General features: G+C 64.2%; 8 protein-coding genes and 1 tRNA gene. 2 read left to right on the top strand and 7 right to left on the bottom strand.

Going from position 1 to position 11,656, the window contains the following annotated elements:
- Window positions 1–13 precede the first annotated feature (13 nt).
- A complete protein-coding gene (locus ACWAT4_RS16570) occupies window positions 14–1,198 on the top strand; it encodes a TCR/Tet family MFS transporter (RefSeq protein ID WP_212301629.1) in 1,185 nt (394 codons plus the stop codon).
- A 50-nt stretch (window positions 1,199–1,248) separates the two neighbouring features.
- On the opposite strand, the gene ACWAT4_RS16565 is transcribed toward ACWAT4_RS16570, so the two are convergent.
- The 4 genes from ACWAT4_RS16565 to xylB all read right to left on the bottom strand — a co-directional run bounded on the left by ACWAT4_RS16565 (window position 1,249) and on the right by xylB (window position 6,395).
- Window positions 1,249–2,196, bottom strand: coding sequence for an ABC transporter substrate-binding protein (locus ACWAT4_RS16565; protein ID WP_212301630.1), 948 nt, complete (start codon window positions 2,194–2,196; stop codon window positions 1,249–1,251).
- Between the two features lie 93 nt (window positions 2,197–2,289).
- Window positions 2,290–3,330, bottom strand: coding sequence for an ABC transporter permease subunit (locus tag ACWAT4_RS16560; protein ID WP_212301631.1), 1,041 nt, complete (start codon window positions 3,328–3,330; stop codon window positions 2,290–2,292).
- Entirely contained in the window at window positions 3,323–4,846 is a 1,524-nt protein-coding gene (locus ACWAT4_RS16555) for a sugar ABC transporter ATP-binding protein (RefSeq protein WP_212301632.1), read from the bottom strand. Before ACWAT4_RS16555 ends, ACWAT4_RS16560 begins: the two co-directional genes overlap by 8 nt.
- Before the next feature lie 103 nt (window positions 4,847–4,949).
- Complete coding sequence (gene xylB / locus ACWAT4_RS16550; protein WP_212301633.1) at window positions 4,950–6,395, bottom strand: xylulokinase; 1,446 nt, start codon at window positions 6,393–6,395, stop codon at window positions 4,950–4,952.
- 248 nt (window positions 6,396–6,643) lie between these two features.
- Here xylB and ACWAT4_RS16545 point away from each other — a divergent pair, with 248 nt between their 5' ends.
- On the top strand, window positions 6,644–9,019 hold the full coding sequence (locus ACWAT4_RS16545; protein WP_449730938.1) for a glucose/quinate/shikimate family membrane-bound PQQ-dependent dehydrogenase: 2,376 nt from the start codon (window positions 6,644–6,646) through the stop codon (window positions 9,017–9,019).
- Between the two features lie 11 nt (window positions 9,020–9,030).
- Here the strand turns inward: ACWAT4_RS16545 and ACWAT4_RS16540 are convergent, their stop codons facing one another.
- From ACWAT4_RS16540 to ACWAT4_RS16530, 3 genes are all read right to left on the bottom strand, one after another.
- Window positions 9,031–10,284: an acyl-CoA dehydrogenase family protein gene (locus tag ACWAT4_RS16540; protein ID WP_212301634.1), complete on the bottom strand. Its 1,254-nt coding sequence runs from the start codon at window positions 10,282–10,284 to the stop codon at window positions 9,031–9,033.
- A gap of 111 nt (window positions 10,285–10,395) precedes the next feature.
- Window positions 10,396–11,352: a helix-turn-helix domain-containing protein gene (locus ACWAT4_RS16535; RefSeq protein ID WP_449730937.1), complete on the bottom strand. Its 957-nt coding sequence runs from the start codon at window positions 11,350–11,352 to the stop codon at window positions 10,396–10,398.
- Between the two features lie 229 nt (window positions 11,353–11,581).
- A tRNA-Gly gene (locus ACWAT4_RS16530) sits at window positions 11,582–11,655 on the bottom strand.
- Window position 11,656 lies beyond the last annotated feature (1 nt).

Raw genomic sequence — 11,656 nt, 5'->3', positions numbered from 1 at the left:
GCCGCAACATCCCATGAGCCGGCCGCTTGTCGCGATCCTCGCCTGCGCAGCCCTCGAGGCATCGGGCATCGCGCTGATCTTCCCGTCGCTGCCAAATCTGCTGCGTGCCATGGCCGGCACAAATAACGTATCCGCGCTTTACGGGACGCTACTGGCCCTGCACGCACTCACGCAATTCGTCGTCACGCCGGTGCTCGGCGTTCTGTCGGACCGGCTCGGCCGCCGACCGGTGCTGTTGCTCGCCCTTGCCGGGTCGACCGTCGACTATCTGATCATGGCCTTCACGCCATACCCGTGGCTGCTCTTCGTCAGCCGCACCATTGCCGGTCTCACGGCGGCGGGCGTGGCGATGATCACCGCCACCATCGCGGACATCACACCGGAGGCGGAGCGCGCTCGCCGCTTCGGCCTGTTCCACGCCTGCTTCGGCGCCGGCTTCGTCATCGGTCCTGTCATCGGTGGCATGCTCGGCGACATTTCACTACGTGCGCCGTTCCTTGCCGCTGCTGCGGTGAGCAGCGTGAACGTCCTGCTTGTCCTGTTCGTTCTCCCGGAGACGCACCGCACCGAGTGCAAGCCGTTCGCATGGCGGACGCTGAACCCATTTGCGCCGCTGCGCTGGGCGTTGACGTTTCGTACGCTGATCCCGCTGCTGTCCGTGTTCCTGCTCGTCAGCCTCGTCGGCCAGACCTACAGCACGGTCTGGGTGCTTTTCGTCACGGATCGTTTCCACTGGACCGCGACCGATATCGGCGTTTCGCTTGGCGTCTTCGGCGCATTGGTGACCCTGGTGCAGGCCTTCGCCATTGCTCCGCTCACGAGAAGGCTCGGCGAACGCGGCACGCTTCTTCTGGGCATCGGCTGCGAGGCCGTCGCGCTCTTTATCCTCGCCTTCGCGCAGGCAGGCTGGATCGCCTTCGCGCTGATCCCGCTGATCGCGTTCGGCGGCATCAGCGCGCCGGCACTGCGCGCGCTACAGTCGAAAGCTGTCGATGGCGAACGCCAGGGCCAATTGCAGGGCGTCGTCGCAAGCTTCGTCAGCCTGGCTGCCATCTTCGGCCCGCTCGCCTTCGGCGGCGTTTACGCCCTGTCGCGGCCGGGTTGGACCGGCCTCGTATGGGTTATCGGTGCCGCGATTTTCGCAGTCACGGTACCGATGGTGTTGGCCGTGCCGAAGCGAGCGGTCAAGCAAGGATGAGTGAGTGGACGGCGATCCCATCAGAGGACCGCCGCCCACGACAGCCCGTTCTACTGCGAACGATCCGAGGTCCAGCCCTTGTAATCCTTGATGTTGTCGCGGGTCACGAGCTTCGACGGCAGCAGTTCGACGGTCGAGGCCGGCTTCTGTCCGTTGAGAATGCCGACGCCGACCTGCACGGCGCGCCGCGCCATGAAGAACGGGTCTTGCGAGGCTGACGCCTGGATCTGCGGCGATGCCGGATCCTTGAGCGAGGCCTCGATGTCAGGCGCACCGTCGACCGCCGTGATGATGATGCCGCTGCGGTTTTGCTGCTTCGCCGCAAGATCCGTTCCGATCGCCTGCGGATCATTGATGGCGAAGATGGCGTCGATCTTGGAAAAACGAGTCAGGTAGCCTTGTGCAACGGTGAGCCCACCCTCGCGCGAGCCTTTTCCGTCCTGGTCGCTGGACAGCACCTTGATCCCCGCATTCTTCGCAAAGACGTTCTTGCAGCCGGTGACGCGGTCGATCACGGCCGAGACCTGCGGGCCGTTTTCGATGATGACATCGCCCTTACCTCCCAGCTTGTCGACGATGTACTGGCAGGAGATCTCGCCGGCCTGGACGTTGTTGGTGGTCACGGTGGCATCGGCGCCTTCAGCCGCGGTGTCGACAGCAACGACGACAATGCCCGCCGCCTGCGCCTTCTTGATCGCCGGCCCGATCGCCTTGGGATCGCCGGGGTTCAACAGGATCAGGTCGACGCCGGCAGCGATGAAATTGTCGATCTGGGTCACTTGCTTGCCGAGATCGTATTCAAAACCGACGGTGGTGATCTTCACATTGGGATTGGTCTTCTTGGCCTCGAACTCGGCGCCCTTCGACAGTGCGACGAAAAATGGATTGCCCATCGAGCCGAGCGAGACGCCGATCGACTTGAGCTCCTTGGCAGAGGACGGCACGGTGGTCAGGGCCAGCGCCATCGCGGCGCCGGCAAGCGAGATCGTCTTCAACATTGGCTTCCTCCCTGGTCTGTCTTCATCCCCGGGCACGGCAGACCAGTTGCCGTAGCCGAATTTCACGTCGCACACTCACATGCGCGCCAACCTTTAGGTTCTGGCAGAACCTTGCAGCCGATAACGATCCAGCGCGACCGCGCCGATGATCACCAGGCCTTTGATGACGTATTGCCAGATGTCGGAGACGCCGACGAGGATCAGGCCGTTCGAGAGCGCGGCGATGATCAGCGCGCCGATCAGCGTCCCCCAGATCGATCCGATGCCACCGACGAAAGACGTGCCGCCGAGAATGACTGCGGTAATGGCGTCGAGCTCGTAGCTTTGTCCGAGTTGCAGGCCGTTGGCCGCATAGAGCCGCGCCGCCTGCATGGCGCCGCCCAACCCGGCCAGCAGTCCCGACACGCCATAGACGAAGATCACGACGGCCCAGACCTTGATGCCGGCAAGCCGCGCCGCACTCTCATTGCCGCCCACCGCATAGATATGCACGCCGAGCACGGTCCGGCGCAGCACCAGCCAAGAGACCAGGATGACGAGCAGAGCGATCACCGAGAGCCATGGGATCGACGCCACGCCGGGCACGAGCGTCAGCGATCCGTTGCCGATGAAGGCATAGGGAATGGACGGATTGAACACCGTGGTATCGGCGCCGAGCAGCCGCGCCAGGCCGCGCACGGCAGTCAGCGAGCCCAGCGTGACGATGAAGGGTGGCAGGCGCAGCAGCGCGATCAGCGCACCATTGACGATTCCGAAGCCGAGGCCGGTGAGAACCGCGGCCGGCAGCCACAGCGCGCCCAGCTCGGGCAGTTTCGACATCGTCAGGCCGGCCATTGCCGACGCCGCCAGGATCGAGCCGACCGAAAGATCGATGCCCCCGGTAAGGATGACGAAAGTCATGCCCGCGGCGAGCACGGTGTTGACGGCAGCCTGCTGCAGGACAATGCCGAGATTCTGTCCGGTGAAGAAACGGCCGTCCGACAGGAAATGGAAGCCGAGGCTGAGGATCAGCAGCACGGGCAGCATGCCGAGCGCGCTGATCAGCATCCTCACCCGCTGGCGCTTCGTCTCTGCGGCGCCCCCGTTTGTCATCGTCGGAGCGGGTCTGGCCTCCGAGGCAGCATTGTCAGGCATCGATGTGCTCCGTCCCTGTGGCAAGCGCCATGATGTCTTCCTGCGTCAGCGGCGAGTTCGGTCCGCGCGTGACCTCGCCGGCGATGTGCCCGGCCCGCATCACGAGGACGCGGTCGCAGATTCCGATGATTTCGGGCAGATCAGACGAGATGACAAGGATCGCGGTGCCGGCCTTGGCGAGATTGTCGATGATCGAATAGATCTCCGACTTTGCGCCGACGTCAACGCCGCGCGTCGGCTCGTCGAGGATCAAAACCTTTGGCGCAATGGCGAGAAGCCGCGACAACAGCACCTTCTGCTGGTTGCCGCCGGAGAGGCCACCTGCGGGGACACCGACATTTGCGGCACGGATGCTGAGCCCCGTGAAGGCCCTGTCGGCGCGCTCGCGCGCCTTGTCACGATCCAGGAACCAGCGGAGCGTCGCGTCACGACCGAGCACGGCGAGATTGATGTTGTCCAGGCACGACATGTCGAGAAACAGGCCCAGCGCCTTCCTGTCCTCGGTCAGATAGGCAATGCCCGCCTCGAGCGCCTCGCCGGGCGTGCGAATGTCGATCGGTTGGCCTTCAAGCTCGAGACGGCCCGAGATTTTTGGCGCCGCACCGATGATGAGATGCGCAAGCTCGGTGCGGCCGGCTCCGATCAGGCCGGCAAGCCCCACCACCTCGCCCGCATGCACCCTGAGCGAGCAGCCCTTGACGCGTTGCCCGTCAGCCATGTCGATGGCGGTGAGCACCGGATGCCCCTTCCCTGCCTCGGGATCATGATCCTTCTTGTAGAAGGAGGAGACGTCGCGCCCGACCATCATGCGGACGATGGCGTCGGCGCGGATGTCCTGCTTGTCGAGCGAACCGACCAGGCGGCCGTCGCGCAGCACGGTGACGCGATCACCGAGCGCATAGACCTCATCCATGCGGTGCGAGATATAGATGATGGCAAGCCCCTCGGCGCGGAGCTGACGGATCAGCGCAAACAGCCGCTCGCTTTCGCCGGCCGACAGCGCGGTCGTCGGCTCGTCCATGATCAGGATTTTCGATCGCGCGTGCAGCGCACGCGCGATCTCGACGAGCTGACGCTGGCCCATGGACAGATGCGCCACCAATGTCGACGGCAGGAAATCCGCGCCCAGCCGCTCCAGGATCGGACCGACACCTTCACGCATGGTGCCCCGCGCCAGCAAACCTGAACGCGAGATCTCGCGGCCGAGATAAATATTCTCCGCAACGCTCAGATTGGGGGCCAAAGACAGTTCCTGATAGATGATCGAGATGCCCGCGGCACGGCCGCCAAGCGGGCCTTCGATCCGCGCCGGCTTGCCTTCGATGCGGATCTCCCCGCCAGGATCGGGTCGGTAGGCACCCGACAGGATCTTCATCAGGGTCGATTTGCCGGCGCCGTTCTCGCCCATCAAAGCATGGATCTCGCCGGCATAGACCGTCAGATCAACGGCGCGCAGCGCCTTGATGCCGAAGAAGGATTTTGAAACTCCCCGCATCTCGAGGATCGGATCGTTCATCGTGCCTCCCGGCACATTGCGTTTCCCCTCCGCGTCTCATTTTTCAGACGCGGTTCGCGCATTAAACAAAAGGCCGTCGCACAGGGCAACAGCGAAAGCGATGCTAGAGGCTCGGCCGGTACAACCCACGCCAGGCGGGAAGTCGTTCGGCATAGGATTCGGCCAGCCCGCGATCGGGCGCGAAAGTCTCGACGCGTTGCGGCGGCGTACAGACGGCTTCGATTGCCTCGCCGGTGACAGCAAGCCGCCCCAATCTCGCCGCACCGAACGCCGCTCCGGTTTCACCGTCGGCAAAGCGATGAATCGGAAGATTGAGGACATTGGCCAGCACCGACAGCCAGAACCGGGACCGCGAGCCTCCGCCGATGACATCGGCTTCCGCCACCACGATGCCGGCATCGCCCAGCGCGTCGCGGCAATCCGCAAGCGCGAAGGCAACGCCCTCGAGCACCGCCTGAACAATCGCCGTGCGGTCCGTGCCGTGGCTCAGACCATCGAGCATGCCGCGCACGACGGGATCGTCGTGCGGCGTCCGCTCACCCGCAAGATAAGGCAGGAAGCTCACCGCAGAGGGCGCCTGCGGGCGGGAGCCCAGCGGCACCAGTAGCTCGGCTTCAGTGACGCCGAACAATCGTGCGGCCCAGGCCAGGCATGACGCCGCCGAGAGGATCGCGCCGGCATGAATCCACATGCCGGGAATCGCGTGGCAGAACGTGTGGACCACGCGATCCGGGTTGGCGGCAATGTGGTTGGTCGGCGCCAACAACGCGCCCGAAGTTCCCAGCGAGATAAACGCAGTTCCAGGCCTGATCGCGCCGATTCCGATGGCGCCCGCCGGATTGTCTCCGGCGCCGCCCGCGATCATCGGACGCCTCGCCATACCCCAGCGCTGTGCGAATTCGCTCCGGAGCGTTGCCGCCGGCGCGCATCCTTCGACCAGACGGGGCATGTGCGCGCGCGACAGACCAGTTGCGGCCAATGCGGCATCCGACCAATCCCGGCGCGCGGCGTCCAGCCACAGCGATCCCGATGCGTCCGAGACGTCCTCGATCGCCTCGCCCGTCAGCACCAGCCGCAGATACGCCTTCGGCATCAGGACGCGCTTAGTCGCCGCGAAAATCTCCGGCTCATGTGTCCCGATCCAGAGCAGTTTTGGCGCCGTGAAGCCGGGCATCGCCTTGTTGCCGGTCGTCGCGCGCAAGGCAGGCCAGCGCTGCTCCAGGATGCGGCACTCCGCGGCGGATCGACCGTCGTTCCAGAGGATGCAGGGCCGCAACGGCCTGTCGCTCGCATCGAGCAACACCGCGCCATGCATCTGGCCGGACAATCCGATGCCTTCAACCGCCGCCAGCTCTTTTCCGTGCGATGCCTTCAAGGCGTCCAGCGTAGCAAAGGTCGCTTCGAGCCACTGCGCGGGATCCTGCTCGAAAAAGCCAGGCTGCGGCGAGGCTATCGTCAGAGCCCTGCTCTCGCTTGCAATCACGCGCTGGGCGTCGTCGACGAGGACCGTCTTGACTGCGGAAGTGCCGAGGTCGATGCCAAGATACATGGCGGATGTGGTTCCCGTGGGTTCAGCGGCCACTGCGAACGTGGCCCGCAACTGCGATCGCGTCCAATGAGCGCACGATCGCGGACAAGGTACTATCACATCAGATCGCAACATTTTGCGCGCGGATATTGCAACCGGCGCGGCGGTTGCAGGTTGCCAGCTGTGGTTGATTGGACCACAGTGATGGAAAGCGAGCACCGTCTGTCGCGTTTGCACAGGCTTGGTCCCCTTGCCACGCCGGAGCAGCCATGCAGCGATCCAGGGCCGTCTTTATCACGGGTTTCGTCTACGCCGTGATCGGCCTGGTGCTCGCGGGCGGCGGCCTCTGGCTTGCGGCATTGGGGGGATCCATCTTCTACGTCGTTCTCGGTGTCGGCATCCTTGCCACCGGCGCATTGTTGCTGGCACAGCGCCGCTCAGCGCTATGGCTGTTTGCGATCGTGCTGGTCGGCACGCTGGGATGGGCCGTCTCAGAAGTGCAATTCGACTGGTGGCCGCTCGCATCGCGCGGCGACATTGTCGTCCCCATGGCGCTCTGGTTGCTGACGCCGGTGATCGTTCGCGGGTTGGTGCGAGACCAGCCGGCCTCCTACCGCAGCGCGACACTGCCGCTCTGGATCGGCGTCGCCGCGTCGTCCGTCGCCCTTATCATCGCGCTGATGTCGAGCTACCACGACATCAACGGCACGATCGCCCAGCAGGCGGCGGCCGTGCCGCAAAGCGACGCCGATCCTCAGCCGGATGCCGATTGGCGCGCCTATGGACGAACGCAATTCGGACAGCGCTATTCGCCGCTGAAGCAGATCACGCCCGACAATGTCGGCAAGCTCCAGGTCGCCTGGACTTTCCGCACCGGCGACGTGCCGACGCCGGAGGATTCCGGCGAGACGACGTTCGAGGTCACGCCGATCAAGGTGCGCGACACGCTCTATCTCTGCTCGCAGCACCAGGTGCTGTTTGCGCTCGACGCCAAAACCGGCAAGGAACGTTGGCGATACGATCCCAAGCTGGTGTTCAACAAGACGTTCCAGCACATGACCTGCCGCGGGGTCTCCTACCACGAGACCGCGGCCGGCGCCGTCGACAGCAGCGGCGCTCCCGCGCCCGCCGAATGTCCCCGACGGATCTTCCTGCCCGTCAACGACGGCCGCATGATCGCCCTCGATGCCGATAGCGGCAAGCTCTGCGAGAATTTTGGCGATCACGGCAGCCTCGACCTGCAGCAAGGCATGGGGATCAAGACGGCGGGCTTCTTCGAGCCGACGTCACCGCCGGTCGTCAGCGACAAGATTCTGGTTGTCGCCGCCGCGGTGATCGACAATTACGGGGTCGACGTGCCCTCTGGCGTGATCCGCGGCTTCGACGTCTACACCGGCAGGCTGGTTTGGGTTTGGGACTCCGGCGCGGCGGACGAGAACGAGCTGCCGTCGCCGACGCGGCACTACACCAACGGTTCGCCGAATTCGTGGATTGCGGCCTCGTTCGATCCGAAATTGAACCTCGTCTACATCCCCACCGGCAATAACGGGCCCGACATCTGGGGCGGCAATCGCAATGCGCTGGTCGAGCGCTATTCCAGCTCGATCGTCGCGCTCGACGTCAACACCGGCAAGCGCGTCTGGTCGTACCAGACGGTGCATCACGACCTCTGGGACATGGACGTTCCCTCGCAGCCGAGCCTCGTCGATGTGAGCACGGCCAAGGGCGTCGTTCCTGCGATCATTCAACCGACCAAGGTGGGCAACATCTTCGTGCTCGATCGCAGGACCGGCGAGCTGATCGTGCCGGCGCCGGAGCGGGCCGTGCCGCAAGGGGCCGCGCCCGGCGACCGTACCGCGCCGACACAACCTTTCTCCGAGCTGACATTCCGCCCCGAGGCGAAACTGACCGGCGCGGACATGTGGGGCGGCACGCTCTTCGACCAGTTGCTGTGCCGGATCATGTTCCACAGGCTGCGCTATGAGGGCACGTTCACGCCGCCATCGTTGCAGGGCACGCTCGTCTTTCCCGGCAATCTCGGCATGTTCGAGTGGGGCGGCATCGCGGTCGATCCGGTGAGACAGATCGCCATCGCCAACCCGATGTCGCTGCCCTTCGCTTCAAGGCTCATTCCGCGCGGACCCCAAAATCCTCCGGCACCGACGGCCGAGAAGCCGGTCGGCAGCGAGGTCGGGACGCAGCCGATGTATGGCACGCCATTCGGGGTGGAGATCTGGAGCTTCCTCTCGCCGCTCTCCGTGCCGTGCTACCGGCCGCCCTGGGGCTCGATGGCGGCGATCGATCTGAAGACGATGAAGATCATCTGGCAGCATCCGAACGGCACCATCCGGGACACCACGCCACTGCCGCTGCCTTTCAGGATGGGCGTGCCGATGCTGGGGGGGCCGATCACGACCGCGGGCGGCGTCGCGTTCTACACCGGGACCTACGAATACACGATCCGCGCTTACGACGTGCGCAACGGCAAGGTGCTCTGGGAGGACCGCTTGCCGGCCGGCGCCCAATCGACGCCGATGAGCTACGAGGTGGACGGCAAGCAATATGTCGTCACCGCGGCCGGCGGCCACGGCTCGTTCGGCACCAAGCGCGGCGACTACGTCATCGCCTACGCCTTGAAGGATTGAGCCAGGAACGATCAGCCCGCGAACGTCCCATAGGGCGCCGTCAGCGAGTTGTAGGACGGGCTCTTGATGATGCTGTGCAGGTTTCTGCGGCGTGCGCCCATGTTGCCACCATCGTAGAGCGGGAAGCACATGGCATCATTCATCAACTCGGCCAGCGGGTGCATGTCGGTATAGCTGTCGACGCCGACCAGCCGCATCGCATCATAGACGACCTCGACGCAGGTCTCGGAGCAGAACACCTTTGTCATCACGGCGAGCTCGTGCTCCCTGCCCCTGGACAGATCGTATTGCTGGCAGGCTTTCCAGGTCATGTAGCGGCATGCCTCGATCTTCATTTTCATGTCCGCGAGCATGTATCCGACTGTCGAATACTCGATGATCGGGTGCGGTCCGGAGCGGGCGTCCTTCCTGGCGAATTCGACGGCGTGCTCGAAAGCGGCGCGCATCACGCCGACGCAGGCCGCGCCGATCAGCGCGGCGGTCCAGGCGAAGTTCGTCGAAACGATTTCGATGCCGTCGCCCGGCTTGCCGAGAATGTTGCCGGCGGGAACGCGCACGTTTTCGAACGTCATGCGCGGGGAAATCGTCGCCCGGTGCCCCGACGTATCCAGAAGCCCCGTCACCTTCACCCCTGGCGCGCTGCCGGGGACCATGATCACGGCCAGCGAGTCCTGAGCGCCCTTGTTCGGATCGGTTCGGCAGACCACCGCATAGAGATGGCAGTTCTTGCCGTCCCAGCCGGTGCCGTTCGTGGTGTAGTGCTTTTCACCATTGATGACCCAATCATCGCCCTCCCTGATCGCGAAGGTCTTGACGCCAAATCGCGGATCTGGCGCATCGAAATTGGCGCCACCCGTCACCTCGGTGAAGGCCAGCGCACCGAGCAACGATCCGTCCGCGACGAAGTCGGGAAGGAAACGCCGCTTTTGCTCCTCCGTGCCGAACATGCTGACGGGCTTGAGGCACAGCCCGGTTCCAAGCATCGCGCTCGGCACGTTGACGTCGACGACGCACAGCTCTTCCGCGGCAAGCGCAAAATCGAGCGTCGGGATGTCCGTGCCGCCGAACTCCTTCGGGATCAGCCCTTTGACGAAACCTGCATCGACGCCCTGCTTGTGAAACGGCCTGATCGCATAGAACCGTTCATCCGGCTTGGCGTATTTCCGGATCGTCGGCCGCACATCCTTGAGCACTCCTCTTGCAAACGCGCGCGCGCCGTCGCGAAGCGCAATTTGATCTTCGCTGAGCCTGAAATCGATACCCATGGCCGCTTCTCCCCGTGGAATGACCGCTGCGCAATTCTGACATTGCGGGCGTGACCATTCTTGGCGAGATGCGACCAAATAGTTGGTCTGGAGTGCACTCTGGAAGCGAGGCTAATCCGGCTGTTGCCTGTGCCGATAAGCGCGCGGCGAGGATCCGAAGCGCTGACGGAAGCTCTTGTTGAAATGCGAGATGTCGCCAAAGCCCCAACGGAACGCCACATCGGAAATGCGCCCGTCCGCCGACGCGCCGAGATCGTCCGCGCAGCGGAGCAGCCTGCGCTCCAGGACGACCTGCCCGAACGACTTGTCACTCTCCTCGAACAGCCTGTGAAGATAGCGGATCGAAATTCCAAAATGCGACGCAACAGACGTCGCCGACAGCTGCGGATCGGCCAGATTGGTTTCGACGAACTTCATGATGGCAAGGTGGAGCCCGCGCCGGACGGATTGACGCCGCGCCGTTCGCACTTCCTCGGTCGCGCCGAGCGACAGCGCCGTCAGATTGACGAGATCGCCCGCCAGCGGCTCCAGCGCTTCCGGCGGCAGATCCGCGACGCGCAGGGCAAGGGACTTCAGAAAGTCGACCGTGATCTGACCGAGCGCCTGACGGCTGGACACGCAGATGCCCGTCGAGCAGTCGGGCGCCCGCAACAGCGGCCGCAACATGTGCCGCGGAATGCGAAACGAGAGCACGTTCCAGTCGTCGATGAAATCCAGGAAGTAAGGCCGGGTCGAGTCGACCACGGCAAACTCGTTCGGTCCGACAATCGTTTCGCGGCCTTCCGTCTCGTACCGGCATCGGCCGGCCAATTGAAGATTGACGAAATAAACCTCGTGCGGCGACTTCCTGATTTCCGAGTCCCCCCGGATGACATGGTGGGCCTTCGACTGAACCGTCGTCACGTTGATGGTGGACAGCGGATGGGCCGTGACGCGGCTGGGAAACCGGCGCGAATTCTGGCCACGCGGCCGCTCGGGTCTCAGCGCAACAAAGGCCTCGCAGAGCACCTCGCGCCAATAGGCAAACTGCTCGTGCTCGGGCAACTCCTCGGTGTTCCAGATCTTCATCAGGCCACCTCCCGCAGACGCCATCGTCTGCCCGATCATGCAATACTAGCGCCACTCCGATCCGGATGCGACGAACTCCTTGCTGTGGGTGGCAGGATAAGGGACCCGACCATGCCCCCGGGCTGCCGTTGTCCACGCAGGGATCGTCGAGCAATCAGGTGAGATGGGAATTGCTTGTCGAAGCTCGTCGGATCGGGCCGCGCCCGACCGGCTAAGACATTGGAGGGATTGGAGCGGGTGAAGGGAATCGAACCCTCGTATTCAGCTTGGAAGGCTGCTGCTCTACCATTGAGCTACACCCGCG

This window comes from Bradyrhizobium sp. T-1, assembly GCF_053592855.1.
Note: the sequence above shows the minus strand (reverse complement) of the source record. Positions and strands in the feature narration are given on the sequence as shown.

What these genes read in the sequence shown, in the direction of transcription:
- ACWAT4_RS16535 (WP_449730937.1), bottom strand. Translation starts at nt 11,352, where the DNA reads ATGAAGATCTGGAACACCGAGGAGTTGCCCGAGCACGAGCAGTTTGCC.
- ACWAT4_RS16540 (WP_212301634.1), bottom strand. Translation starts at nt 10,284, where the DNA reads ATGGGTATCGATTTCAGGCTCAGCGAAGATCAAATTGCGCTTCGCGAC.
- ACWAT4_RS16570 (WP_212301629.1), top strand. Translation starts at nt 14, where the DNA reads ATGAGCCGGCCGCTTGTCGCGATCCTCGCCTGCGCAGCCCTCGAGGCA.
- xylB (WP_212301633.1), bottom strand. Translation starts at nt 6,395, where the DNA reads ATGTATCTTGGCATCGACCTCGGCACTTCCGCAGTCAAGACGGTCCTC.
- ACWAT4_RS16545 (WP_449730938.1), top strand. Translation starts at nt 6,644, where the DNA reads ATGCAGCGATCCAGGGCCGTCTTTATCACGGGTTTCGTCTACGCCGTG.
- ACWAT4_RS16560 (WP_212301631.1), bottom strand. Translation starts at nt 3,330, where the DNA reads ATGCCTGACAATGCTGCCTCGGAGGCCAGACCCGCTCCGACGATGACA.
- ACWAT4_RS16565 (WP_212301630.1), bottom strand. Translation starts at nt 2,196, where the DNA reads ATGTTGAAGACGATCTCGCTTGCCGGCGCCGCGATGGCGCTGGCCCTG.
- ACWAT4_RS16555 (WP_212301632.1), bottom strand. Translation starts at nt 4,846, where the DNA reads ATGAACGATCCGATCCTCGAGATGCGGGGAGTTTCAAAATCCTTCTTC.